This is a genomic window from Rhizobacter sp. (genome assembly GCF_035702065.1).
Taxonomy (GTDB): Bacteria; Pseudomonadota; Gammaproteobacteria; order Burkholderiales; family Burkholderiaceae_C; genus Rhizobacter.
The window spans coordinates 1-2,646 of sequence record NZ_DASSRA010000504.1 but is presented as its reverse complement, the minus strand read 5'-3'; the positions used below and the strand labels follow the sequence as shown (position 1 = coordinate 2,646).

The 2,646-nt window shown below is 66.4% G+C and carries 4 protein-coding genes; 1 reads left to right on the top strand and 3 read right to left on the bottom strand.

Annotated features, from left to right (window positions below):
* From VFL64_RS22645 to ureA, 3 genes are all read right to left on the bottom strand, one after another.
* Positions 1–164: urease subunit beta (locus VFL64_RS22645; protein WP_489542650.1), on the bottom strand; the 164-nt coding region annotated here is incomplete at its 3' end.
* Complete coding sequence (locus tag VFL64_RS22640) at positions 164–337, bottom strand: hypothetical protein (RefSeq protein WP_489542649.1); 174 nt, start codon at positions 335–337, stop codon at positions 164–166. The genes VFL64_RS22640 and VFL64_RS22645, both read right to left, overlap by 1 nt.
* A 25-nt stretch (positions 338–362) precedes the next feature.
* Positions 363–665, bottom strand: coding sequence for an urease subunit gamma (gene ureA, locus VFL64_RS22635; protein WP_489542648.1), 303 nt, complete (start codon positions 663–665; stop codon positions 363–365).
* Between the two features lie 81 nt (positions 666–746).
* Between ureA and VFL64_RS22630 the strand changes: the two genes are divergently transcribed.
* Positions 747–2,646 (top strand): purine-cytosine permease family protein (locus tag VFL64_RS22630; RefSeq protein ID WP_489542647.1); only part of this gene is annotated, 1,900 nt, incomplete at its 3' end.

The following is a 2,646-nucleotide window of genomic DNA, read 5'->3' as shown; positions in this document are numbered from 1 at the left end:
GCCTTGCGGTCGAAGCGCAGCGCCGCGTTGGTCTCGGCGAAGTGATAGTGCGAGCCGACCTGGATCGGCCGGTCGCCGCTGTTTTCGATCACCAGCGTGAGCGTGCGGCGCCCTGCGTTGAGCACGTGGTCGGGGCCGTCGGTGAACAGTTCGCCGGGGATCATCACTTCTTCCTGCCGAACCAGATGAGCGCGACGGCCACAGCCGCCGCGCCGGCGATGAAGCCCACCGTATCGGTGGCATGCCAATGGTTGGCGCCCTCGATGCCGTGCCCTTCGTGGGCCAGGGCGAGCAGGGGGGCGCCCATCAGCGCCAGCGCGGAAGCGAATCGAATCATGGGTGTCTCCGGAGGAAGGGAATGCTCATGCAATAGGTTGGTGCACGGTCACCAATTTGGTGCCATCGGGGAAGGTGGCTTCGACCTGGATCTCGGGGATCAGCTCGGCGATCCCGTCCATCACGTCGGCGCGGGTGAGGATGGTCTTGCCTTCGCTCATCAGCGCGGCCACCGTCTTGCCTTCGCGGGCGCCTTCCATGATGGCGGCGCTGATCAGCGCCACCGCCTCGGGGTAGTTGAGCTTGAGGCCCCGCGCCTTGCGGCGCTCGGCCAGCAGCGAGGCCGTGAAGATCAGCAGCTTGTCTTTTTCGCGGGGTGTCAGTTCCATGGTGGTGCGCAGATCGAAAGGTGTGCCACATGTTAGGGCGCAGCAAGCCGCCGTGGCATGGTGCTTGCGCGGACTGAACGCATGAAGCTTGCCACCTCGTCACCACCGCGGAATCCGCCCCTGGGCCCGGCCGTGGCGCCGCCCGCGCGCACCGAAGAAGTGCAAAAAGACGGTGGCGACAACGCGGTCCAGCGGGTGGTGAAGGTGCGGCGCGACTACAACAGCTGGGTCGCGCGCGAGACGATGGAAGACTACGCGCTGCGCTTCACGCCGCACAGCTTTCGCAAGTGGTCGGAGATGCGCGTGGCCAACACCGCCTTCGGCGCAGCCTCCTTCCTCATCCTCGAGGCGGTGGGCGCGACCCTGCTGGTGCAGTACGGCTTCCTCAACGCCTTCTGGGCCATCCTCGCCACCGGGCTGATCATCTTCCTGGCCGGCCTGCCGATCAGCATCTACGCCGCGCGCCATGGGCTCGACATGGACCTGCTCACGCGCGGCGCGGGCTTCGGCTACATCGGCTCGACCATCACCTCGCTCATCCACGCGAGCTTCACCTTCATCTTCTTCGCGCTCGAAGCGGCGGTGATGGCCTATGCGCTGGAGCTGGCCTTCGACATCCCGCCCGCCTGGGGCTACCTGATCTGCGCGGTGGTGGTGATCCCGCTCGTGACGCACGGTGTCACCGCCATCAGCCGGTTGCAGGTGTGGACGCAACCGCTGTGGCTCGTGATGCTGGTGGTGCCGTACTGCTTCGTGTTCTGGCACAACCCCGGCGTGCTCGACGAGATCGCCCGTTACGGTGGCGCACCGGCGGGCGGCGCCGACGGGGCCAAGTTCAACATCTACCTCTTTGGGGCCGCCATGACGGTGGGCATCGCGCTCATGACGCAGATGGGCGAGCAGGTCGACTACCTGCGCTTCATGCCCGAACGGATTGACAAGCGCATCGCCAGCGACGCGCGCCCGTCGAACACGAAACGTTGGTGGGCGGGGGTATTGATCGGCGGGCCGGGCTGGGTGATTCCGGGCGTCGTCAAGATGCTGGGCGGCATGGTGCTCGCGTACCTGGCGATCAGCCACTCGGTGCCCACCGACCGCGCGGTCGACCCCAACCAGATGTACCTCGCCGCCTACGAGTACGTGTTCTCGCGCCCCGGCTGGGCGGTGGCGGCGGTGATGGTCTTCGTGGTGATCTCGCAGCTGAAGATCAACGTCACCAATGCCTTCGCCGGCTCGCTCGCGTGGAGCAACTTCTTCGCGCGCCTCACCCACAGCCACCCAGGGCGCGTGGTGTGGGTGGTGTTCAACACGCTGATCGCGCTGATGCTGATGGAGCTGGACGTGTTCCGCGCGCTCGGCGGTGTGCTGGGGCTGTACTCCAACATCGCGATCTCCTGGATCATGGCCGTGGTGGCCGATCTGGTGATCAACAAACCGCTGGGTCTGTCGCCGCCCGGCATCGAGTTCAAGCGCGCGCACCTGTACGACGTGAACCCGGTCGGCGTGGGCGCGATGGGCGCGGCCTCGGTGCTGTCGATTGCGGCCTACCTGGGCCTGTTCGGACCGCTGGCCGAAGCGTTCTCGGCGCTGATCGCACTCATCACCGCAATGGTGGTGTCGCCCTTGATCGCCTGGGCCACCCAAGGCCGCTATTACCTGGCGCGCCAATCCAAGGGCCTCTTCACGGGGTTGCAGCAATGCGTGATCTGCGAGCGCGAGTACGAGTCGGACGACCTCGCGCACTGCCCCGCCTACCTCGGCAACATCTGCTCGTTGTGCTGCTCGCTCGACGCGCGCTGCAATGACCTCTGCAAGCCCGATGCGCGCCTCTCGTCTCAGTGGTCGCGTGCGCTGCGCAAGCTCTTGCCGCAGCGCGTGTGGCCTTACATCGACACCGGCCTCGGCCACTACCTGCTGGTGATGGCGATCGTGGTGCCGCTCCTGGCCGGCGTGTTCGCCTTGCTCTACCAGCAGGAGCTGC